General features: G+C 73.1%; 17 protein-coding genes. 10 read left to right on the top strand and 7 right to left on the bottom strand.

What is annotated here, in order from left to right; all coding sequences use genetic code 11:
* Positions 1–123 precede the first annotated feature (123 nt).
* The 5 genes from Voc01_RS09525 to Voc01_RS09545 all read right to left on the bottom strand — a co-directional run bounded on the left by Voc01_RS09525 (position 124) and on the right by Voc01_RS09545 (position 6,120).
* Positions 124–2,586: an FtsX-like permease family protein gene (locus Voc01_RS09525; protein WP_203926945.1), complete on the bottom strand. Its 2,463-nt coding sequence runs from the start codon at positions 2,584–2,586 to the stop codon at positions 124–126.
* Positions 2,583–3,350 carry an ABC transporter ATP-binding protein gene (locus Voc01_RS09530; RefSeq protein ID WP_203926946.1) on the bottom strand — a complete coding sequence of 256 codons (768 nt, stop codon included), beginning with the start codon at positions 3,348–3,350 and terminating at the stop codon, positions 2,583–2,585. Before Voc01_RS09530 ends, Voc01_RS09525 begins: the two co-directional genes overlap by 4 nt.
* A 109-nt stretch (positions 3,351–3,459) precedes the next feature.
* Positions 3,460–4,170, bottom strand: a complete 711-nt coding sequence (locus Voc01_RS09535; RefSeq protein WP_203926947.1) for a hypothetical protein — start codon at positions 4,168–4,170, stop codon at positions 3,460–3,462.
* A 16-nt stretch (positions 4,171–4,186) separates the two neighbouring features.
* Positions 4,187–4,843, bottom strand: a complete 657-nt coding sequence (locus tag Voc01_RS09540; RefSeq protein WP_203926948.1) for a response regulator — start codon at positions 4,841–4,843, stop codon at positions 4,187–4,189.
* Entirely contained in the window at positions 4,831–6,120 is a 1,290-nt protein-coding gene (locus Voc01_RS09545) for a sensor histidine kinase (RefSeq protein ID WP_239160075.1), read from the bottom strand. The genes Voc01_RS09540 and Voc01_RS09545 overlap by 13 nt, the downstream gene beginning before the upstream one ends.
* 136 nt (positions 6,121–6,256) lie before the next feature.
* On the opposite strand from Voc01_RS09545, the gene Voc01_RS09550 reads away from it, so the two are divergent.
* Both Voc01_RS09550 and Voc01_RS09555 read left to right on the top strand, forming a co-directional pair.
* Positions 6,257–6,451, top strand: a complete 195-nt coding sequence (locus Voc01_RS09550) for a hypothetical protein (protein WP_203926949.1) — start codon at positions 6,257–6,259, stop codon at positions 6,449–6,451.
* 50 nt (positions 6,452–6,501) lie between these two features.
* The gene (locus tag Voc01_RS09555; RefSeq protein WP_203926950.1) at positions 6,502–8,505 is read left to right on the top strand and encodes a DUF5005 domain-containing protein; all 2,004 of its coding nucleotides are present in this window, start codon (positions 6,502–6,504) and stop codon (positions 8,503–8,505) included.
* Here Voc01_RS09555 and Voc01_RS09560 read toward each other — a convergent pair.
* Positions 8,489–9,442 carry an endonuclease/exonuclease/phosphatase family protein gene (locus Voc01_RS09560; RefSeq protein ID WP_203926951.1) on the bottom strand — a complete coding sequence of 318 codons (954 nt, stop codon included), beginning with the start codon at positions 9,440–9,442 and terminating at the stop codon, positions 8,489–8,491. The genes Voc01_RS09555 and Voc01_RS09560 overlap by 17 nt on opposite strands.
* Positions 9,443–9,833: 391 nt before the next feature.
* Here Voc01_RS09560 and Voc01_RS52940 point away from each other — a divergent pair, with 391 nt between their 5' ends.
* The 4 genes from Voc01_RS52940 to Voc01_RS09575 are packed head-to-tail and all read left to right on the top strand — an operon-like array spanning position 9,834 to position 13,572.
* On the top strand, positions 9,834–10,184 hold the full coding sequence (locus Voc01_RS52940; RefSeq protein WP_239160076.1) for a hypothetical protein: 351 nt from the start codon (positions 9,834–9,836) through the stop codon (positions 10,182–10,184).
* Positions 10,115–10,897, top strand: coding sequence for a family 43 glycosylhydrolase (locus Voc01_RS09565; RefSeq protein ID WP_239160077.1), 783 nt, complete (start codon positions 10,115–10,117; stop codon positions 10,895–10,897). Before Voc01_RS52940 ends, Voc01_RS09565 begins: the two co-directional genes overlap by 70 nt.
* Before the next feature lie 29 nt (positions 10,898–10,926).
* On the top strand, positions 10,927–12,558 hold the full coding sequence (locus Voc01_RS09570; RefSeq protein WP_203926952.1) for a hypothetical protein: 1,632 nt from the start codon (positions 10,927–10,929) through the stop codon (positions 12,556–12,558).
* A gap of 33 nt (positions 12,559–12,591) precedes the next feature.
* Entirely contained in the window at positions 12,592–13,572 is a 981-nt protein-coding gene (locus tag Voc01_RS09575) for a serine hydrolase domain-containing protein (protein ID WP_203926953.1), read from the top strand.
* On the opposite strand, the gene Voc01_RS09580 is transcribed toward Voc01_RS09575, so the two are convergent.
* Positions 13,514–15,007 (bottom strand): beta-N-acetylhexosaminidase, encoded by a 1,494-nt coding sequence (locus tag Voc01_RS09580; protein ID WP_203926954.1) that lies wholly within the window; start codon positions 15,005–15,007, stop codon positions 13,514–13,516. The two genes, Voc01_RS09575 and Voc01_RS09580, sit on opposite strands and share 59 nt — an antisense overlap.
* A gap of 141 nt (positions 15,008–15,148) precedes the next feature.
* On the opposite strand from Voc01_RS09580, the gene Voc01_RS09585 reads away from it, so the two are divergent.
* From Voc01_RS09585 to Voc01_RS09600, 4 genes are all read left to right on the top strand, one after another.
* A complete protein-coding gene (locus Voc01_RS09585) occupies positions 15,149–16,852 on the top strand; it encodes an Hsp70 family protein (protein ID WP_203926955.1) in 1,704 nt (567 codons plus the stop codon).
* A 63-nt stretch (positions 16,853–16,915) separates the two neighbouring features.
* The gene (locus Voc01_RS09590) at positions 16,916–19,288 is read left to right on the top strand and encodes an ATP-binding protein (protein ID WP_203926956.1); all 2,373 of its coding nucleotides are present in this window, start codon (positions 16,916–16,918) and stop codon (positions 19,286–19,288) included.
* A gap of 65 nt (positions 19,289–19,353) precedes the next feature.
* Positions 19,354–19,866, top strand: coding sequence for a TetR/AcrR family transcriptional regulator (locus tag Voc01_RS09595; RefSeq protein ID WP_203926957.1), 513 nt, complete (start codon positions 19,354–19,356; stop codon positions 19,864–19,866).
* A 48-nt stretch (positions 19,867–19,914) separates the two neighbouring features.
* Positions 19,915–21,495, top strand: a complete 1,581-nt coding sequence (locus tag Voc01_RS09600) for an MFS transporter (RefSeq protein ID WP_203926958.1) — start codon at positions 19,915–19,917, stop codon at positions 21,493–21,495.
* Positions 21,496–21,508 lie beyond the last annotated feature (13 nt).

Raw genomic sequence — 21,508 nt, forward strand, 5'->3', positions numbered from 1 at the left:
GCCACCTCGGCCCGGCTACTCAACCCGGCCTAGGTAGCGGCGCTCGATCGTGGTGTTGTGAGCCGCTCGCGGATCACGACACCACGATCGCATCGCGTCAGCTACATCGCCGCCAGTAGCGCCTCACTCTTTGACTCCCATGTGCTCGATGGGTGACGCCCGCAACAGCCGGCCGATCGGGAGCACCGTGGTGAGCAGTGCCAGCAGCGCCGTGCCGCCGATCACCGTCGCCCAGCCCAGTGGGGGCACGTACGGCACCGGCTCACCGGTCACCGAGTTCACCACCATCGCGAGCGTCGCCAGCGCGATCGACGCGCCCGTCACGACCGCGACCCCCAGCAGCCCGGCCTGTTCGGCGTGGACCATCCGCTTCGCCTGGCCGCGGGTGACGCCCACCAGCCGCAGCACCGCCAGTTCCCGCCGCCGCCCGAGCGCCGCGATGACCATCGTGTTGGCGGCCGCCAGCGCGGCGTAGCCGACCATCACGGCGACGAGCAGCTTGTTCAGCCAGGCGCTGACCGCGAGGTCGTCGGCGAGCTGCCGGGTGAGGCTGTCCGTGGCGACGAGCGTGGTGCCCGGGAACCGCGCGGCGAGGTCGCCGGGATCGCCCCGGACGAGGATCTCGTCGTCCAGGTCGCGGGCGGTGTGACCGGCGACCGTGTCGCGGGTCAGCGTGACGTCGCCGAACCCGAGGCCGCGCTCGTAGACCGCCACCAGCCGCGGCGTCACGGGGGTGCCGTCGCCGAGCCAGAACTCCACGCGGTCGCCGACCTTCCAGCCGCTCGACGACGCGCGGATCGACGACGCCGCGACGGTGTCGGTGCCGCGCAGGTCGGCCAGGTCGCCGTCGGTCACCCGCAGGTCCATCGTGGACGCCAGGCCGACCGGATCGACCGCCTGCGCGCTGACCGTCTCCGCCGCGTCCAGGAACTTCACGACCACCGACGTGCGCCGCACCGACGTGGCGGCCTCGACCCCGGCGACCCGGCGGACCTCGTCCACTGTGGACGCCGGCAGTCCGCCCGGTGCCACGAGCGCGTGCTGGGCGAGCAGGCCGTCGCGGCTCTGCGCCACCGTCTGCCGCTCCAGGTTGTTCTGCAGGAACCACACCGAGCCACCGAGCCCGACCGACAGCACCAGCGCGGTGAGCACGGCGGCCATGCCGCGCGCGTTCGCCTTCAGGTTGGCCGTCGCGAGGTAGCCGCTGGACCCCCACACCAGGCGCAGCACCGGTGCGAGCACGCGGGCGGCACCCCGGTTGATCCACGGCGCGAGGAGGCCGACGGCGGTCACGAACAGGTACAGCATGCCGATCGCCCCGGCGAGGGCCGCCTGTCCCCCGGCACCGAGCGTGAACGCGCCCGACGAACCGGCACCGGCCAGCGCCACGAGCCCGGACACGAGCCGCACCCGGCCACTGCGCGGCGGCTCGACGGCGACCTCGCCGAGCGCCTCCACCGGCCGGATCGCGGTGACCCGGCGGGCGGCGACGAGCGCGGAGAGCACGGCGACGAGGGCCGTGCAGAACGCCGCCGCCGCGACCGCGACCGCGCCGTCGCTGAACGGGAAGCTCTCCGGCACGAAGCCCCGGTCGACGAGCTCGCGCCGCACCCAGCGGGTGGCGAGGAACCCGGCCGGCACGCCGACCGCCGCCGCGGCGAGGCTGACGAGCCCGGCCTCCACCATGATCATCTTGCGGACCTGGCCGGGGGTCGCGGCGACCGCCCGCAGCAGCGCCAGGTCGCGGCGGCGGTGCCGCACCGACAGGCCGACGGTCGCGGCGACGACGAACACGATCAGCAGCACGACGTAGCCACCGAACGCGCCACCGGCCTGGATGAGCAGGTCCCGGGCGGCGAGCCCGTCGGACCCCTCGACCAGGCCGCGATCGGACCCGGTGTGTGCGGTCGCGCCGGCCGCGTCGGCCAGCCCGCGCACCGCGGCGAGCACGGCGCCGCGGTCGCCGCCCGGGTCGGCGATCACGCCGACGACGGAGACCCGGCCACCGGACAGGGCCGCGGCGTGGGTGTCGGTGAAGAACACCGCGGCCGCGGGGCCGTCGGCGACGCCGCTCACCCGGTACGTGCGCGCGGTTCCGGCGACGACGGCGTCGGCCCGCTGCCCGGGCGCGAGCCCGAGCCGCCGGTCGGCCACGATCTCGTCGTCGCCAGCCGGGGCGGCGCCGTCGACGAGCCGGTACGGCGCCAGGGACGCGGCGCCCCACCCGTGACCACCGACCACAGTGGACGACAGCATGACCGGGACGGTGGCGTCGGCCGCGACGGTCGCGACGCCCGGAACGGCGCGGAGCCGGCCGACCAGGTCGGCGGGCACGGTCCCGCCCTCCGGCAGCCGCACCGTCGACGTCTGGACCTCGCCGAACGTCCTGGTGGTCACCGTGAGGTCGCGATGCGCGACCACGATGTCGGCGGCGGCGTAGCGCACCGGCGCCGGCTCGTACCGCAGTCCCGACTCGACGAGCGCGCCCATCGCCATCAGGATCATGACGCCCGTGGCGAGCGCGATCAGCGTGGCGACCGCCGACCCGGGGCGGTGCCGCAGCATCCGCAGTGCCAGCCGCGTCATGACGCCACCACGCGACGGCGACCCAGCGAGGCCAGCTGCTCGGCGATCCGGTCGACGCCCGGCTGCGGAAGGTCGCGCACGATCCGGCCGTCGGCGAGCACGAGCACGCGGTCGGCGTACGAGGCGGCCACCGGGTCGTGCGTCACCATCACGACCGTCTGGCGGCTCTCGTCGACCACCGCTCGCAGCAGGGTCAGCACGTCGGCCGCGGTCTCGGTGTCGAGCGCACCGGTCGGCTCGTCGCAGAAGATCACCTCGGGACGCGTCGCCAGCGCCCGGGCGATGGCGACCCGCTGCTGCTGCCCACCCGACAGCGCGGACGGCCGGTGGTGCAGGCGTTCCCGCAGTCCCACCCGCTCCACGACGTGGCCGAGCCAGGCGTGGTCCGGCTTCATGCCGGCCAGACGCAGCGGCAGCAGGATGTTCTCCTCGACCGTGAGCGCGTTGACGAGGTTGAACGCCTGGAAGACGAAGCCGATCCGGTCACGGCGCAGCTTCGTCAGCTTCGTCTCCGACATCCCGGTGAGGTCGGTCGCGCCGATCCACACCCGCCCGGACGTCGGGCGGTCCAGGCCGGCCGCGGTCTGCAGCAGCGTGCTCTTGCCGGAGCCGGACGGCCCCATCACCGCCGTGAACGTGCCGCGGTGGAACTGCACGTCGACCCCCGCGAGCGCGGCGACCGCCTGCGGCCCGGTGCCGTAGGTGCGGGTGAGCTGTTCGACGCGCACCGCCGCCTCGACGGTCTGTCCAACGTAGACGGACATCGGTTTCTCCGTTATCTCGCAAGGATTCTGCGTACACGGAGAACGCTATGGCGACGCCGGTCGATGATCGATCCAGCCTGTGGGCCGATCGTGGTACAGCAGGCTGTACTCAGTCGTCCGCGAAGCGGCGCTGCTCCTCGGCGTGGCGGTCGAGCGCCCCGAGGACCACCGGCACCTCGGCGAACCGGACCCTCGCCCCGCTCACGAACGCCGCCACCTCCTCGTCGGAGTACACCATCCCGTGCTCGTCGAGGTCCGGGGGCTGCCAGGCGAGCCCGTGCGCGCGCAGGAAGGAGGAGACCGCGTACATGTCCCGGAGCTGGTCGGTGACCTCGTGCAGCGCGGACCGGTAGATTTCCGCGGCGACCGGCGAGTCGCCGAACACGTCGGCGAACATGTCCTCCACCGTCGCCCGGCCGGCCGCGACCGCCCGGCCGACCGCGTCCCAGACCAGCTTCGAGACCATGCAGTAGACGATCGGGCGGCCGTCCAACGCCAGCGCCGGGTACTCGTCGGACGAGTCGCAGAAGTTCCGTTCGAAGTAGGCGAGCACGCTCTCGATGTCGCGCGGCGGGGCGCCGAGATCCCGCTTGTAGTCGGGGTGGAACGTCATCCGGCCCTCGCGCGCCCGGTCGAGGACGTAGGCCATGATCAGCTCGGTGTTGCGGTCCTCGACGACGTTCTCGATGACGCCGTAGCCGTTGTACCCACCGGCGACGCCGAGGGTGACCGGACGGGAGCCGTCCAGCCCGACCATCACCGCGTCGGCGGTGAACAGGCTGATCCCGGTGATCGCGCACCGCGTGTCGTAGAGGCCCATGCGCGCACCCTATCGGTCAGCGTCGCTGGGTGTCGTCGAGGTAGCGCAGCACCGCGGTGACCCGCCGGTCGGCCCGGTCGTCGGGAGCCAGGTCGAGCTTCGCGAAGATGCTGCGGATGTGCTTGTGCACGGCCCCCTCGGTGACGAACAGCCGCTCGGCGATCGCGGTGTTCCCCAGTCCCTCGGCCATCAGCGCGAGGACGTCGCGCTCGCGCGGGCTGAGCCGGCTCAGCGTGCTGTCGGGGCGGCTGCGGGCGAGCAGCTGGCCGACCACCTCCGGGTCGATGGCGGTGCCACCGTCGGCGACGCGGTGCAGCGCCTCGAGAAACTCCTCCACCCGGCCCACGCGCTCCTTCAACAGGTAGCCCAGGCGCACCGCGCCGCCGGCCAGCAGGTCGGTGGCGAACGCCTGCTCCACGTACGCCGACAGCACCAGCACCGCCAGGTCCGGGTGCCGGCGGCGGGCCTCGACCGCGGCGACGATGCCCTCGTCGGTGTGCGTCGGTGGCATCCGGACGTCGACGATCGCCACGTCGGGCTCGTGACCGTCCACAGCGGACAGGAACGCGTCCGGCCCGTCGGTCGTCGCCACCACGTCGAGCCCCTCGGCCCGCAGCAGCAGGGCCAGCCCTTCGCGCAGCAGCGCGTCGTCCTCGGCGATCACGATCCGCACGGCAGCTCCACGTCCATCGTCGTCGGCCCACCGGGTGGGCTGGTCAGCTCGAACCGGCCGTCGTAGGCCTCCACGCGCCGGCGGATCCCGGCGAGGCCGGAGCCACGGGTCGCGTCGGCGCCGCCGCGGCCATCGTCGACGATCCGCAGCAGCAGCCGCTCACCCTCGCGGCGGACCGTCACCGCCGCCGTGCGCGCTCCACTGTGCCTGGTGACGTTCGTGAGCGCCTCCGCCACCACGAAGTACGCGGTCGCCTCGACCGAGGCGGCGCAGCGTCCCGGCACGTCGACCTCCACCGTGCACGGCACCCCGGCCCCGTTGGCCAGGCCGGCGAGCGCGCCCGCGAGCCCGCGGTCGTCGAGCACCGGCGGCAGGATGCCGCGCACGACGGTGCGCAGCTCCGCGAGCGCGAGCTCCGCGGCGTCCTGCGCCCGGCCGAGGACCTCGCCGGCGGTGGCCGGGTCGCGGTCGAGGGCCCGCCGGGCCGCACCGATCAGGACGTTCACCGCGACGAGGCGGTTCTGGGCACCATCGTGCAGGGACCGCTCGATCCGCCGCAGTTCGACCGCGTGCGCGTCGAGCGCGGCCGCGCGCGTCGCGGTCAGCTCGGCGATGCGCAGCGACACGTCGACGTCGCGCGGCGGTGCCAGCAGCCGCCGGCCCGTCGACGCCTGCCACCGGGCCAGCCCCGGACCCGCGGCCACCGCGACGGCGAGGATTCCCACGCCGATCAGCGCGACGGCCAGGGCGTCGGGCAGACCGTCGATCCGCCAGTACACGAAGCCCGGCCCACCCAGGTCGGGCGGCAGCGCCCGGTACCACAGCGGGAACGTCACGTACTGGACGACGCTGAGCGGCAGACCCAGCCCCAGCGTGCCGATCGCGAACCCGAGCGTGCCGTGGGCGGCGACGAACGCGAGCTCGCGCCGCACCCACGGGTCGCGCAGCGCCGCGCGCACCCCGCCGGGCACCGGCGGCGGACCGGGCAGGTGCGACCCCCACCGCGACAGCCGGGCCCGTTCCCGGTCGGCGGCCGACCGGGCGACCTGCAGGGCCGCCGGCACCATGAGCAGGCCGATCCCGAACACGCACAGGACCGCCACCACGGCCAGGAGCACCAGCGCCGCGAGCGCCAGGATCGACGTGCCGAGGCCACCCACCAGATGCTCCAGGGCATCGACGGCCACGCGCACGCGGTCACGGAGATACCGCCGCACCATGCGGCCGCGACCGCGCGGCGCGGCCTCGACCGCGGCGGACCCCTCGCCGACCGGCATGCGCACCTCCCGGCCAGACGATAGGCCACGGAAGGTGCGCCGGCCGCACCGCGGAACGGAAAGTACAGCCTGCTGTACCCCGACCGGCGCGCAGGCGGGATCGTCGGCGACCGCCCGCCTCCATAGCGTGGTCGGCATGAGTGACGACACCGACGACCGGGGCGGGATGCTGCGCCCCGTCCTGTGGCTGCTGCTGATCGTCAGCGCCGCCGCCAACGCCACCGCCTCGGCCGCCGGCGCGAACGTGCTCGCCGGCATCGGCTTCGGGCTGGTCACGCTCGCCTGCGCGGCGACGCTCGTCGTGCACCACTACCGCCACCGGCGGCAGTGAAACCGAATCGTTGAAGTGATCGAGGGCGATGTCGGGATATCGTGCCCTTCGTGACCGACGAACGGGGACGGCGGCTGCGGCTGGTGCTGGCGGCCCTCGCCGTCCTCGTGCTCGGCAGCGGCGCGGTCGCCTACGTCGTCACCGGCACCGACGCGCCGCCGGAGGCCCGCGTCGCGCCGTCGGCGGGTCCGTCGGGACAGGCGGCCATGTCGGCGGCCGAGCTCAACGACATGTGGACCCGCTACGGCGACGCGCCCGGCTTCCACTGGACCGGCGGCGACCGCACGGTCTCCGTCGACCTCCCCGGCGACCAGGTGGGCTGGCTGTTCTCCGACACGTTCCTCGGCTCGGTCGGCGCCGACAACACCCGGCCGGCCAACCAGGCGATGGTCCACAACAGCCTCGTCGTGCAGACCCGCAAGGAGCTGACCTCGACCCTGCACGGCGGCTCGCCGACGATCCCGCTGTCGCTGATGTGCGACGACAAGGTGGGCCTCGGCTGCTGGGTCGGCGACGCCGTCGTCGACGGCGACCTCCTGCGCGTGGTCGTGAACCACTACGCGAAGACCGGCCCCGGCGTGCTCGACGTGCAGCGCACCTCCACGTCGCTGGTCAGCCTGGCCCTGCCGCACCTCACCGTGGCCGACACGAAGCCGCTGCCGCTCACCCGCGGCATCGCGTGGGGCCAGTCCATCGTGGACGATGGCGGCTTCACGTACGTCTACGGGTCGGAGCGCACCGACGACTTCCAGTTCGCCCACCTGGCCCGGGTGCCCGTCGGCAAGCTCACCGGCGCGTGGGAGTTCTGGGACGGCACGTCCTGGTCGCCCGAGGAGGCGCGCTCCGCCCGGCTGGCCAGCGGCGTCGGCACCAGCTTCTCGGTCGACCGGATCGGCGGCCAGTGGGTGCTCATCAGCATGGAGTCGCACCTGCCGCTGAACTCGTCGGTGGTCGCCTACACGGCCGCGGCGCTCACCGGTCCGTTCACCGACCCGGTGGAGCTGTTCCGGGTCCCCGAGACCAACGACCAGCGCCCGGTCATCGTCTACGACGCCACGCTGCACCCGCACCTCGCGCACAAGGGCCGGCTGCTGTTCTCGTACAACGTCAACAGCCTCGAACAGGCCGACCTCTACACCGACGCCCGGTTGTACCGGCCGCGCTTCGTCGAGGTCCCGTGGCCGCCCGCCGCGCGCGACCAGGCGACGCTGCCCGCACCACCGACCACGCTGGCCGCCCGCCCCGACGAGGACGGGCGGGTGCAGCTGTCGTGGGCGGCGGCCGGGCAGGGCGCGCAGTACCGCGTGTACCAGAAGGACCTCACCGCCGGGCAGCTGCAGTGGGTGCGGCTTCCCCGCGAGGTGTCCGAGCCGTCGATGCTCGTCGACCTGTTGAAGAACGGGCACCGGTACGAGTACCGGGTGACCGCCGCGACCGGCGCCGGCGAGGGCAGGCACTCCGACCCGGTCCAGGCGACCGCGACGGTCGCGCCACCCGAGGCGCCCGGCGACTTCGTCGCCAACGCCGAGGGCAGCGGCGAGATCTGGCTCGAGTGGACCGCGCCGCGCCGCGCCTGGCGGTACATCCTGGAGAAGCGCGACGTCACCGCCGGCGAGGGCCAGTTCACCCGGCTCGACCTGCCCCGCGCGGCGCAGACGAAGCGGATCGTCGGCGGCCTGACCCACGGCCACGAGTACGAGTTCCGCGTGCGCGCCGTCGGTGGCGGCGGCGCCGGCCCGTGGACCCGCGCCCGCGCGATCGCCTTCAAGGGGCTGCCCGTACCGCCCGGCAACGTGGCCGCCACGCCGGGCCCCGGCGGAACGGCGACGATCACCTGGACGGCGACGCCGGGCAAGGTGACCTACAAGGTGTACCAGCGCGACGTCACCGCCGGGCAGGCCGACTTCGTGGAGCCCCGGGTGACGGTCACCGGCACCAGCGCGGTCGCCACGGGTCTCGTCCCCGGCCACGACTACGAGTTCGTGGTGACCGCCACCAACCGCGCCGGCGAGTCCGGCCGCTCCCTCCCCGGCCGCGTCACGATTCCTGGTTGAGCGTCACCTCGCTGCGGAAGAGGCGGTGGTCGGAGCAGGCGTGGCTGTCGCAGTTGCCGGCGTCGACCATCTGCACGTTCTGGTACGCGAAGGTGAAGTGGCTCCGGCTCACGAACGTGTAGTCGATCTTCCCCTCCCCGTGTGAGGGCAGGCCTCCCTGCACCGGCCCGCCGCACGATCCGGCCGTGCAGTGCCGGAACTGGTCGACCTCCGAGAACGCGCCCGCCGGCGGGTAGAGGCTGTTCAGCGCCGCGTTGCCGGGCAGCAGGTTGAGGTCACCCAGCAGGAGGAACGGCCCGGCGGCCGCCTCCGGACCGAACACCCGCGCCAGCTCGCGCGCCTCGGCCTCGGGCGCCGCGTAGGGGTTCGCCTGGCCCGAGTCCTTCGGCGCGAGGTGGGTCGAGCACGCCTTCACCGACCGGCCGCCCGCGGCGAGCACCGCGCTGACACAGGCGACGCTGCGCGACTCGCTGACCGACGGCGACTCGCGGGCCTGCAGCACGTGGCCGGTGGTGAAGATGTAGCCCTGGTCGGCGGTGAGGGTGCCCCGCACCAGGATGGCGTTGCCGGCGACGTGACGCGTGTCGGGCAGGCGCACGCAGGTCCCGACGAATGTGCGCGACTTCTGGAAGTACCCGACCATCGGGTAGCCGATGGCCTGGAGCTGGATCAGCAGGTGCGCGTACTGCCGGTCGCAGACCTCGTTCAGCGAGATGACGTCGGGCCGGCGCTCCTGCACCTCCCGGATGATCCGCCCGATGATCGGGTACTGGCCGTTGTTGAGGGTCGCGCCGGCCATGTTGAAGTGCAACAGTGTGAGCGGCTGCGGGTCGGCGGCGAGCGCCGGTCCCCCTGCTTGGAGCCCGGCCTGGAACCCGAGGGCGACCGCCACGACGACGCCGAACCCGACGATGGTGCGCACAGCACGAGATGCCATCCGATCCCCCGTTATGTCGATGTCCGTCTATGCTGTGAGCCGGGTGATCGGCTTGTCAACGACTGCCGCCACATCGGTGACGCCGGCGCTTCCGCGTGCCTGGGCGGCGACCGGGCACAGATGAACATCATCCTGGCGCGATGATGTTCCTGTGTGCCCGGTCGCTGTCCGCGGCCCGGGTCCGGCGCCCGGAACGCCGGGTGATCTCGTCGCCACCGCGAACGCATCCGTCACGGTCGACGTATTGACGGACCGGGCCTGACCGGTGATGCTTCAGAGAGCGCTCTCGCGACTGGTCGATCTCGCCGTCCCGGTCGCGGGAGCCGCTTCTGGCGCGGGCGGGCGCCGGCTTTGCCCGTGCTGTCGCGGTGCACCGCCGAGGAGCGTGACGATGCTGGTCTTCCGTGGTCTTCTCGTTCTCACGCTCGCGTTCGCCGGGCTCGGTGCGGCGGTGCCGGCCGGGGCCGAGGGGCCGGTGCCGCTGGGACGCACGAGCCTGCGCGCCGCCGACCCCAGCGTGATCCGCGTGGGTGGCACGTACATCTCTGCCCAGTCGGCGGGTGGCGGGATCCACGTGCGGCAGGCGTCCTCGCCCGACGGGTTGGCCTCGGCGGCCAGCCGGCAGGTCTGGTCGGACACCGCAACCTGGGTGAGGTCTGGGCACCGGAGATCGTGCAGGACGGCGGCCGGTACCACATCTACTTCGCCGCCGGACGCGGTGCCGCCCACCGCATGTACGTGATCAGCTCGGCGACGCCCGACAGCGGCTACACGTCCGAGACGCGCATCGTGACACCCGACGACAAATGGGCCATCGACGGCGCCATGTTCCACTTCAACGGCCAGCGGTGGTTCGTGTGGTCGGGCTGGGCCGGCGACACCAACGTGGAGCAGAACATCTACATCGCCCGCATGTCGAGCCCGACGGCTACCACCGGCGGGCGGTTCGTCATCTCCCAGCCGCGGGAGAGCTGGGAGCGCGTGGTCGGCAACCCGTACATCAACGAGGGACCCGAACCGATCCGCGACCCGAACGGCCAGCTGCACATCGTCTACTCCGCGAACGGCAGCTGGAGCTCCCAGTACTGCCTCGCCGACCTGCGACTGCGCGCCGGGGGCGACCCGACCTACGTGTGGGACTGGTACAAGTCCAACGGCTGTGTCCTCGGCTCGAACCGCGCCACGATGATGGCCGGCTGGGACCCGACCCTGTACGTCGACGGGCCCGGCCACCACACGTTCGTGCTGCTGCGGGGCGACATCGCCACGAGCCCGCCGGCCGGGCCGCGGTTCCCGTTCATGTACCACGGGGTGGCGAAGGGCACGCCCTACGCGTGGGAGAACCGCTACTGGTACACCGGCACGTTCGTGTGGTGGGGCAACAGCACCTACCGGCGTGCCAACATGCCCGGTGCCAATACCGATACCGGGTTCAGTCTCAAATTCTTCGAATAGTGTCGATACCTGGGGTTACACTGCCGCCCATGCGACGGCGGTTGACGTCCCTCGGTCTCGTTCTCTCCCTTGTGGTTCCGGCATCGCCCGCGGCCGCGAAAACCAAAACTTTCGATGCCCGGGACTTCGCGGTGTACGGGTTCAGCCAGTCCGACGTGGACCAGGAGGACCCGCAGGTCTACACCCTGCGCCCCGACACGACGATCCGCGCGATCGGCAAGTGGTCGACGAACGGCGACGAGGCCGCCGACTACAACTTCGGCCAGATCGCGCGGTACCACGCGCAGGGCACCGCGTTCATGGGCAGCGGGACGGCGAGCGTCATCTTCCCGCACGACTTCGCGTCCCCCGCGATCTTCGACGACATGTCGACGCGCGACGCGAACGGTGACCCCGTGCCCCACGACGAGTTCGGGTTTCCGGTACCGGCCAGGCGCGGCAACATCTTCAACCCGGCGTACCGCGCCTACCTGCTCGGCTGGGCGAAGATCCAGATCGACGGCGGCGTCGACGGGATCAACCTCGACGAGGTCAACGCCGGCTTCAGCGGCGGGCAGAAGTACGGCTTCAACGGCAACGAGGGGTTCGACGACTACGCGATCGCCGACTTCACCCGGTACCTGCTGGCGAAGTACCCGCGCTACACGGCCGCCGACTGGACGGCGCGGTTCGGCATGACCGCCGACAACCGGCCGCGACGGGACGTGCCGCCGAACGACCTGACCCGCAACTTCAACTACCGCACCTACCTCAAGGCCAACGGTCTCAACCTCGACCCGCTGAACGCCGCGAACCCGTTGGCGCCGGAGTGGGGACGGGTGACCGCGAACCGCATGTACGCCGGCGACACCAGCTTCACCGCGACGTACCTGCGCCGGTACTGGAAGTCCATGGTGGACGAACTCCGCCGCTACGCGAAACGGCCCATCCTCATCACCTCCAACGGCCTGCTGCCGTACGTGGACTTCAACAGCGTCGGCTTGTACCCGTGGAACCCCGACGAGCAGACGCCCGACTTCCGCGGCGCCGACTACATGCCGGTCCTCGACGGTCACCTCAACGGGGCGAAGTCGTTGCAGGCCAACTACCGGTACCTGAAGAACACCAGCCGGGAGATCGCCGGCGACGTCCCGGTGACCGTGTTCATCGACTGGCCCAACGACATGATGACCAGCTACCTCAACCTGCCGCTGGAGGAGCGCAAGGACTACTGGCGCATCTTCGGCGCCGAGGCCTACGCCAACGGGCTGTACCCGGCCTTCCACCTCAAGGACACCGTCGGCAGCCCCACCGCCGAACAGCTCGGCATGCTCGACTTCCTCACGGAGTACAGCCGGTTCTACAAGGACAACCGGCGGCTGTACCGCAACACCACCCACGCGCCGCAACCGGTACGGGTCAGCGCGGCCAACGTGTCGGTGAGCCTGCTGAGCAACGGGCTGCGCACGGTCCACCTCGTCAACCACAACTACGACCGGGGCATCCGCCCGCAGTCCGATGTCACCGTGGGCGTCGACCTGCCGCGTTGCCCGCGCCGCGTCACGCTGGTTTCCCCCGACCGGACCGGCGCGTCGACGCCCGCGTCGACCTGCCGTGGCGGCCGGCTGACCGTGACCGTCGACCGGCTCGACCACTACTCCGTGCTCGTGCTGGCCGGTTGACCCTCTCCCCGTGTCAGGGTGCAGAGTCGCGGCATGGACCTGACAGAGCTGGGCTCCGTTCACGGGGTGGTGGTCGCGCGGCGGGACGCCGTCGTCGAGGAGTGGTACGGCAGCGGGCCGGACTTCTCCTGGGGGGTGCCGCTCGGCGTCGTGGACTTCGGGCCGGACACCCTGCACGACATGCGTTCGGTGACGAAGAGCGTCGTCGCGCTGCTGTACGGGATCGCACTGGAGCGGGGGCTCGTGCCGGCACCGGACGAGCCGCTGGTGCGGCACTTCCCCGAGTACCCCGACCTGGCCGCCGACCCGGAGCGGGCGACGCGCACCGTCGGGCACGCCCTCACGATGACGCTCGGCGTCGAGTGGGACGAGAGCGTGCCCTACACGGGCCCGGCGAACGCCGAGATCGCCATGGAGCTGGCGGCGGACCGGTACCGGTTCGTCCTGGAGCGGCCACTCGTCGATGAGCCCGGCCGGCAGTGGCACTACTGCGGTGGAGCGTCCGCCCTGCTGGGTGGGCTCATCAGCAAGGGGTCCGGGCAGGGCCTGGCCGACTTCGCGCGCGCGGAGCTGTTCACGCCGCTGGGCATCGACCGGTTCGAGTGGATGGCCGGCGGCGACGGCGTGCCGTCGGCGGCGTCCGGGCTGCGGCTGACCCCGCGCGGGCTGGCCCGCGTCGGTCAGCTCGTGCTCGGTGACGGGCTGGGCATCGTCCCCGCGTCGTGGCTCGACGTGGCGTTGCGGACGCACGTGACGATCGGCGGCACGCTGCGCTACGGGTACCAGTGGTACCTCGACACCGTCGGTCCACATCGGACGGTCTCCGCGATGGGCAACGGCGGGCAGCGGCTGTTCGTGCTGCCCGATCTCGACCTCGCGGTCGCGGTGACCGCGGGCGGCTACGACAGCGCCGACCAGTCGGCCACGCCCGACGCCGTGCTGGCGCGGGTGCTGGCTAGCCTTCCCACGGGATCTGCTCTTCCCACGGGATCAGCGCCGACCGGTGGAAGTTGACGCCCTGCACCGCCAGCCGCGGCCCGTGCGCGGCCAGGCGGCGCCGGAAGTCGGGCCAGTCGTGGGTCGACCGGGGTGACCAGCCGAGCTCGGCGATCGCCGGCAGCCGGGGGAACGTCATGTACTCGACCTGGTCGAACCGTTCGACCGTCTCCGTCCACAAGGGAGCTTCGACGCCCAGCACGGCCGACGGCGGCAGCCCCTCGACGACGGTCTCCGGGTCCCACCCGTACGCCTTGTCCACATCGACGTAACCGGCCCACTTGAAGCCGATCGGGGTCTCCTCGGTGTACTTCATGTCGAGATAGGCGCTCTTCGACGGCGACAGGATCACCGGGTTGCCCCGGGCGGCCGCGGCGGCGACCGTCGCGTCGTCGGTGCCGCGTCCCCAGTACTGCGCGACCACCGACGGCGGCACGGCGGCGCGCAGCACCTCCTGCCAGCCGATGACGGTCTTGCCGTGCCGGCCCACCAGCGGCAGCACCCGTTCCACGAACCGCAGGTACCCCTCCTCCGGCGTCGCGTGCGTCTCGTCGGTGCCGATGTGCAGGAACCCGCCGGGCGTCAGCGCCGCCACCTCCGCGAAGACCTCGTCGACGAAGCGGTAGGTGACCTCCTTGTCGGTGCACAGCGAGCTGAAGCCGGTGGCGTTGCCGATCGCGGTGAACAGCGGCGGCTCGACGCCGTCGCACGTGAGCTCCGGGTAGGACGCGAGGGCCGCGGTGGTGTGACCGGGGACGTCGAGCTCCGGGATCACCGTGATGTGCCGGGAGGCCGCGTACGCGACGAGGTCGCGGAACTGCTCCTGGGTGTAGAAGCCGCCGGGGCCGCCGCCGACCTGCGTGCTGCCGCCGTGCCCGGTGAGCCGCGGCCACCGGCGGATCTCCAGCCGCCAGGCCTGGTCGTCGCTGAGGTGCAGGTGCAGCACGTTCACCTTGTACTGCGCCACGAGGTCGATGAACCGCCGCACCTCCGCGATGGTGAAGAAGTGCCGCACGACGTCGAGCATCACGCCGCGGTGGGCGTACCGGGGGCGGTCGGCGACGTGGCCACCGGCGACGGTCCACGGACCGCTGCCTCTCGCGGCGGCCTCGATGGCCGGTGGCAGGAGCTGCCGCAGCGTCTGGACACCCGCGAACAGGCCGGCCGCGCCGGCGGCGCGCAGCGCGACACCGGTGCGCTCGACGTCGAGCCGGTACCCGGCGGGATCGCCGTCACCACCGTCGATGGTCAGGGTGATCGATCCGGGACGCGAATCGGCCACGACCGGCAACGCGTAACCGGTGGCCGGCCGCAGGATGCCGGCGAGGTACTCCGCGACCGGGCCGGCCCCGTCGACGGCGACGATGGCTGTCGACGCGTCGACCTCGAAGTCGGCGTCGGGCCGCGGCTGCGCGGAGACCGGTGCGGGCACGACGGTGAGCATCCGGGACATCGAGCACCTTCCTTCCCTGGTGACCGCACGGACGCTACCGGTCACCGCGCGGGCCGGACAAGGACTTATGCCGGAACGTCCACTGTGGACCCGGACGCTGTCGCAGTGCCAGCCTGGTGACCGTTGTCTATGGTGGGGCGGATGACGGTTCCACGGGTCCGGCTCGGGGTGGACTTCGGCACGTCGAACACGGTCGCCGTGCTCGACGGGCGCCCGCTCCTGTTCGACGGGGCGCCGGTGCTGCCCTCGGCGGTGTGCGTCGACCGGTCCGGCGGTCTGCTGACGGGCCGCGACGCGGTCCACGCGGCCGCCACCACGCCGGAGGGTTACGAGCCCTATCCGAAGCGGCGCATCGACGACGGCGTGGTGCTGCTCGGCCACGCCGAGGTACCGGTCACCCACCTCGTCGCGGCGGTGCTGCGCCGCGTCGCCGACGAGGCACGCACGGTCGCCGGTGACGGCCACCTCGAGGTGACGCTCACCTACCCGGTCGCGTGGGCGGCACCGCGGCAGGAGGTGCTCCGCGAGGCGGCCCGGATCGCCGGGCTCGGCGCGGCGCGGCTGGTTCCCGAACCGGTCGCGGCCGCCCAGCACTTCGTCACCGGCGCGGGGGCGCACCTTCCCGTCGGCGGCTGCGCCGTCGTCTACGACATCGGCGCGGGCACGTTCGACGTGTCGGTGGTGCGCCGCACCGCGTCCGGCATCGAGGTCGTCACCGCCGACGGCCTCGACGACGGCGGCGGCCTCGACCTCGACGCGGCGGTCGTCGACCACCTCGGCGCCGCGTACGCGCCCGGCGATCCCGACGCCTGGGCCCGGCTCACCGCGCCGGCCTCCCCCGCCGACGCGCGGGCCGCGCGCGCCCTGTGGGAGCAGGTGCGCACGGGACGGGAGATGCTGTCACGCGCCAGTAGCACGTACATCCACCTGCCGCTGCTCGATCGCGACGCGCCGCTCGGCCGGGAGCAGTTCGACGCGCTCGCGCGTCCGGTGCTCGACCGGACGGTGGACGTCACCGTCGGGGTGCTCGCGCGCGCCGGTGTGTCCACTGTGGACGACGTGTTCCTGGTGGGCGGTGCGAGCCGGTCACCGCTCGTCGCGACGCTGCTGCACCGGGCGCTGGGGGTCGCGCCCCGGGTGATCGACCAGCCGGAGCTCGCGGTCGCGCGGGGCAGCCTCGTCGGCACGGCCCCGGCACCGCCGCCGGCATCCGTGGTGGCGGCGCCGCGTCCGGAGGCGCCGCCGGTGACCGCGCCACCGGCCCGGGGGCGTAGGGGCCGGCGGTGGCTCGCGGTGACCGGTGCGCTGGTGCTCCTGCTCGCCGCGGCCGCCGCGCTGTTCGTCCCCCGGTTGCTGGACCGCGGGGAACCCGGCGGGGACACCGGTACCGGCGGGGACACCGGTGCGGGCAGCCCGTCGACGACGTCGACCACGCCGTCGGCGGGAGCGTCGGGTCCGCCGGCGTCGCAGTCGTCGTCCGGCCCGGCCGATCCGGACGCGTCGCCGGGGCAGCAGTGGGCCGACTCCCGGCAGTTCATGGAGATCAGCTCCGGCCAGGTCCGCGGCGACACGGTGTTGCTCACGGTCCGCCCCGCCACCAAGAACCACCTCGGCGAGAGCTGGGAGACCATTCCCGGCACCGGGCCGTTCGTGGAGGTCGCGGCGTCGGCGGACGGCCGCGCGATCCGCGTGCCGAACGACCCGCGCGGACCGACGTCCACAATGGAGCGTCTCGTGCGCGACCTGCGCGAGCGCGACCCGGACGACGTGGAGGAGGGCTTCACGGTGACGTTCAGTGCGCTCGGCCTCGTGCAGCAGGTGGAGTGGGAGTTCAACCCGACGTAGGGGACGTGTCCAATCTCCGACCGATCCGGGGCGCGCGACCCCGCCGTCGGTAGTCTGGATCCAATGATCTTCGAGTTCGCGGGTGGCGTGCTCGACCTCGACCGCTATGAACTGCGGTGCGCCGGACGCAGCGAACCGGTCGAGCCACAGGTCTTCAGCGTTCTCGCGATGCTGCTGCGGGAACGGCACCGGGTCGTGTCGAAGGAGGAGCTGCTCGACGCGGTCTGGGGCAACCGGTTCGTGTCCGAGTCGGCGCTCACCAGCCGCATCAAGTCCGCCCGCCGGGCGATCGGCGACGACGGCCGCGGGCAGCGGCTCATCCGCACCGTGCACGGTCGCGGCTACCAGTTCGTGGGCGAGGTCGTCGAGCGCGGCGCGGCCGTCGCGCCGGTCGCGGCCGCGGTCCCGGTTGCCAGGACGACCACGGGACCGGCGCAGCTGCCGATGGCGGTGCGCGGGTTCGCCGGCCGCGCGGAGGAGCTCGACCGCCTCGACGCGCTGCTGCACGGCACCGCACCGGGGGCGGCACCGTCCACTGTGGTCATCTCCGCCGTGTCGGGCGCGCCCGGCGTCGGCAAGACCAGCCTCGCCGTGCACTGGGCGCACCGCATCGCCGACCACTTCCCCGACGGCCAGCTCTACGTGAACCTGCGCGGCTTCGACCCCGGTTGCGCCGCGATGGAACCGGCCGAGGCGGTACGCGGGTTCCTCGACGCGCTCGGGGTCGACCGGGTGCCGCCCGGCCTCGACGCCCAGATCGCGTTGTACCGCAGCACGTTGGCCGGTCGCCGGGTCCTCATCGTGCTCGACAACGCCCGCGACGCGGGGCAGGTCCGTCCGCTGCTGCCCGGAACGCCCGGCTGCCTGGTGATCGTCACCAGCCGCGACCGGCTCACGCCGCTGGTCGCCGCCGAGGGCGCCCACCCGCTGCCGCTCGACCTGCTGAGCGACGACGAGGCGCGCGACCTGCTGGCCGGCCGGCTCGGCGCCGACCGGGTGGCCGCCGAGCCCGCCGCCGTCGACGAGATCATCGCCCGGTGCGCCCGGCTGCCGCTCGCGCTGGGCATCGCCGCCGCGCACGCCACCACCCGGCCGCGGAGCCCGCTCGCCGACCAGGCGGCCCAGCTCCGGGAGACCGCCGGTGGGCTCGACGCGTTCGACGGGGGCGACCCGACCACGAACGCGCGCGTCGTCTTCTCGTGGTCCTACTGCGAGCTGGACCCCGGCGCGGCGCGACTGTTCCGGCTGCTGGGCCTGCACGGCGGACCCGACCTCGCGGCACCGGCGGCGGCCAGCCTCGCGGGGGTGTCCGTCGGCGACGCCCGTGTGCTGCTGGGGCACCTGGTGCGGGCGAACCTGCTCACCGAGCCGGGCCGGGGCCGGTACCGGCTGCACGACCTGCTGCGCGCGTACGCGGGCGAACTGGTCCGCACGCACGAGTCCGACGACGCCCGCCGGTCGGCCATCGTCCGGATGCTCGACCACTACCTGCACACCGCACACGCCGCCGCGCTGCAGCAGGACACCGGCCGGTCGCCGATCGCGCTCGACGACCCGGCCGCCGGGACGACGGTCACCACGCACGAGGACCACGACGCGGCGATGGCCTGGTTCGCCGCCGAGCACGCGGCGCTGGCGGCCGCGATCGGCACGGCGGCCGAGCACGGCCTCGACCGGCACGTCTGGGCGCTCGCCTGGACGCTGACCACGTGGTTCGACTGGCGCGCCCAGTGGCACGACCTCGTCGCGACCCAGACCGTCGCGATGGACGCGCTGCTGCGGCTGGGCGACGTGCCCGGTCGGGCGCAGGCGCACCGCGAGATCGGCCGCACCTACAGCCAGCTGGGCCGGCCCGACGACGCCCGGCACCACCTCGACCAGTCGCTCGACCTGTACCGGTCGATCGGCGACGGAGTGGGCCAGGGCCGCGCCCACCACAACATCGGGTTCCTGCTGATCTCCCAGCACCGCCACCGGGAGGCCCTGACCCACGTCGACCGGTCGGTGGAGCTCTTCGAGGCCGCCGGCGACCGCCTCTGGTGGGCCCGGGCCCTCAACGGCGCCGGCTGGGTGCGCGCCGGACTGGGCGACCACGAACGCGCGCTGGAGCAGATCGAGCAGGCGCTGGAGCTGCTGCGCAAGGTCGCCGACCGGCACGGCGAGGCGTCGACGCTGGACAGCCTCGGCTACGTGCACCGCCTCCGCGGCGACCACGAGGAGGCGCGGCTGTGCTACGAGGAGGCGGTCGACCTGTTCGGCGAGCTCGGCGACGCCGCCACGGAGGCCGAGGTGCTCCTCAACCTCGGCGAGGCCCGGCAGGTCGCCGGCGACGACGCCGGGGCCGCCCGCCACTGGGGCCGCGCGCTGGAGACGTTCACGCGCCTCGGCCACCCGAAGGCCGACGAGGTCCGCACCCGGCTACTCTCCGTAGGCTGATCTCTGGGCGCCGAACGGGTGGCCGCGCTGGCCCACCGCCCCGGCGGCGCCTAGCGCGTCTCCGGATGGACCTCCACGTCGTACATAAGCCGCACCGGGTCCCCGTCGGCAACGTCGAGGGCCTCACCATGCGCCGCCTGGCCGAACGGCTGGCCGTGACGCCCACCGCGCTCTACTGGCACGTCGACACCAAGGAGGACGTCCTCGACCTCGCCGTCGACCACATCTTCGGCGACGTACCCGTTCCGCCGGCCACCGACGACTGGCGGCACGACGTCCGCACCCTGGTCGGCGGCTGGCGGGCGGCGATGCTGCGGCACACGTGGGCGCCCGGCCTGATCGGCCGGCCGATGCTCGGTCCCAACGTCGTTGCCCGCACCGCGTTCCTCGAGGCCGCCCTGGGGCGCGGCGGCCACGACGGCGTGCGGCTGGCCGTGGTCACCCGGTTGCTGGCGAACTTCGTCATCGGGTCCGCCCTCACGGAGAGCACGTGGCGAGCGACCGCGACCAGCGCGACCCACGGTGGGTGGAGCGACGACGAGCTCTTCGACCGCGGCCTCGACGCGATCCTCGGATAATTCCGGCGGGCGCTGTCGTATCCGGCCCGACCCGTTCGTCGGGAGTACGTGAACACACATCAGAGGTGGGTCGGACTCGCCGTTCTCGCGCTTCCCACGCTGCTGCTGTCGCTCGACGTGAGCGTGCTCTACCTGGCGCTGCCGCAGTTGAGCGCCGACCTGGGCGCCACCAGCACCGAGCAGCTGTGGATCCTCGACATCTACTCGTTCCTGCTCGCCGGCTTCCTCGTCACGATGGGAACGCTCGGCGACCGCATCGGCCGGCGCCGGCTGCTGCTGATCGGCGCGGTCGCGTTCGCCGTCGCGTCGCTCGTGGCGGCGTTCGCCACGAGCCCGGCGATGCTCATCGCCTCACGCGCCGCGCTCGGGGTGGCCGGCGCGACGCTGATGCCGTCGACGATGGCGTTGATCCGCAACATGTTCCCCGACCCGAAGGAGATGGCCACGGCCATCGGCGTCTGGTTCGCCTGCTTCATGGGCGGCATGACGCTCGGTCCCCTCGTGGGTGGCCTGCTCCTGGAGCACTTCTGGTGGGGCTCGGCGTTCCTGCTCGGCGTCCCCGTGATGGTCCTGCTCCTCGCGACCGCGCCGTTCCTGCTGCCGGAGTTCCGCGACACCGCCGCCGGCCGCCTCGATCCGGCGTCCGTCGGGCTCTCGCTCGGCGCGATCCTCCCGGCCATCTACGGCCTGAAGACGATCGCACGGGACGGCGTGAGCCCGACCCCGGTGGCCGTGCTCACCGCCGGTCTGGTGGTCGGGTGGCTGTTCGTGCGCCGCCAGCGGTCCCTCGTCGCCTCCCTCGGCGACAGATCAGCTGTTTCAGCCGACCCGCTCCTCGACCTGAGCCTGTTCACCAACCGCACGTTCACCAGCGCCCTGTCGGTGATGCTGTTCGGTGGCGTGGTGATGGCCGGGGTGAGCCTGGTGTCGAGCATGTTCCTCCAGGTGGTCGAGGGGCGCACGCCGTTGCAGGCCGGGCTGCTGCTGGTTCCGCAGAACGTCGCGATGGTCGTCGGTTCGGTGGTCGCGCCCGTGCTGGGACGCAGGTTCCGGTCGGCCGACGTGATCGCCCTCGGACTGGCGCTGGCCGGCGCGGGGCTGCTGGTCCACACGGTGGTGCCGGCCGATGGCGGGGTGCCGTACGTGGTCACCGGCCTGGTGGTCGCCTCCTTCGGCATCTCGCTGCCGATGGGCATCACGATGGGCGTCATGCTCGGCGCGGCGCCGCCGGAGAAGGCCGGCTCCGCCGCGTCGGTGTCGGAGACCAGCGCCGAGTTCGGCATCGCGACGGGCATCGCGACGCTGGGCAGCCTGGCGACGGTGATCTACCGCGGCCGCTTCGAGGACTCGGTGCCGTCCGGCGTGCCGACCGACGCGGCCGCCGCGGCGCACGACAGCGTCACCGCGGCCGCCGCGACCGCCTCCCGCCTTCCCGGCGAGACGGGCGCCGCCCTGCTCGACACGGCCCGCGACGCGTTCACCGGCGCGCTGCACGGGGTCGGCTGGGTCGGCGCGGGGGTGTTCCTGGTGCTGGCGGTGGTGGCGGTGGCTGTGCTGCGCACGCCGGCACCGCCGGCGGCGGAACCGGTCGGTGAGGCGGTCGGTGAGGCGGTCGGCCGCCGCGCGTGAGCTGTCCGCCGGG

It is taken from the genome of Virgisporangium ochraceum, from assembly GCF_016863655.1.
In the GTDB taxonomy this organism is placed as follows: domain Bacteria; phylum Actinomycetota; class Actinomycetes; order Mycobacteriales; family Micromonosporaceae; genus Virgisporangium; species Virgisporangium ochraceum.

Excerpts from the sequence above, each read along its gene's own strand:
- Voc01_RS09550 (WP_203926949.1), top strand. The coding sequence starts at position 6,257 with ATGAGTGACGACACCGACGACCGGGGCGGGATGCTGCGCCCCGTCCTG.
- Voc01_RS09570 (WP_203926952.1), top strand. The coding sequence starts at position 10,927 with ATGCGACGGCGGTTGACGTCCCTCGGTCTCGTTCTCTCCCTTGTGGTT.
- Voc01_RS52940 (WP_239160076.1), top strand. The coding sequence starts at position 9,834 with ATGCTGGTCTTCCGTGGTCTTCTCGTTCTCACGCTCGCGTTCGCCGGG.
- Voc01_RS09525 (WP_203926945.1), bottom strand. The coding sequence starts at position 2,586 with ATGACGCGGCTGGCACTGCGGATGCTGCGGCACCGCCCCGGGTCGGCG.
- Voc01_RS09560 (WP_203926951.1), bottom strand. The coding sequence starts at position 9,442 with ATGGCATCTCGTGCTGTGCGCACCATCGTCGGGTTCGGCGTCGTCGTG.
- Voc01_RS09590 (WP_203926956.1), top strand. The coding sequence starts at position 16,916 with ATGATCTTCGAGTTCGCGGGTGGCGTGCTCGACCTCGACCGCTATGAA.
- Voc01_RS09575 (WP_203926953.1), top strand. The coding sequence starts at position 12,592 with ATGGACCTGACAGAGCTGGGCTCCGTTCACGGGGTGGTGGTCGCGCGG.
- Voc01_RS09580 (WP_203926954.1), bottom strand. The coding sequence starts at position 15,007 with ATGTCCCGGATGCTCACCGTCGTGCCCGCACCGGTCTCCGCGCAGCCG.
- Voc01_RS09535 (WP_203926947.1), bottom strand. The coding sequence starts at position 4,170 with ATGGGCCTCTACGACACGCGGTGCGCGATCACCGGGATCAGCCTGTTC.
- Voc01_RS09585 (WP_203926955.1), top strand. The coding sequence starts at position 15,149 with ATGACGGTTCCACGGGTCCGGCTCGGGGTGGACTTCGGCACGTCGAAC.
- Voc01_RS09530 (WP_203926946.1), bottom strand. The coding sequence starts at position 3,350 with ATGTCCGTCTACGTTGGACAGACCGTCGAGGCGGCGGTGCGCGTCGAA.
- Voc01_RS09545 (WP_239160075.1), bottom strand. The coding sequence starts at position 6,120 with ATGCCGGTCGGCGAGGGGTCCGCCGCGGTCGAGGCCGCGCCGCGCGGT.
- Voc01_RS09595 (WP_203926957.1), top strand. The coding sequence starts at position 19,354 with ATGGACCTCCACGTCGTACATAAGCCGCACCGGGTCCCCGTCGGCAAC.